The 307-nt window shown below is 67.8% G+C and carries 1 pseudogene; it reads right to left on the reverse strand.

Going from position 1 to position 307, the window contains the following annotated elements:
• Positions 1-307 (reverse strand): annotated as a pseudogene (locus U5A52_RS43195) (PLP-dependent threonine dehydratase); the annotation flags it as partial.

The following is a 307-nucleotide window of genomic DNA, read 5'->3' on the forward strand; positions in this document are numbered from 1 at the left end:
AAAGCGCTTGAAGCTGCCGCGCTCCTCGGGGATCGTCACCGCGAACACCGCTTCGCGCGCTTCGCCCACCTCGGCGCGCTCGGCCACGAAGCGCATGCGGTCGAAGTTCATGTTCGCGCCCGAGGTGATCGCCACCAGCGTCTGGCCTTCGATGCCCTCGCGTTCCGCGTACTGCTTCGCGCCCGCCACGGCCAGTGCGCCCGCGGGTTCGAGCACGCTGCGCGTGTCCTGGAAGACGTCCTTGATCGCGGCGCACAGGGCGTCGGTATCCACTGTCAGCACTTCATCGAGATAGGCCTGGCACAGG

It is taken from the genome of Paraburkholderia sp. J8-2 (genome assembly GCF_905220195.1).
In the GTDB taxonomy this organism is placed as follows: domain Bacteria; phylum Pseudomonadota; class Gammaproteobacteria; order Burkholderiales; family Burkholderiaceae; genus Paraburkholderia.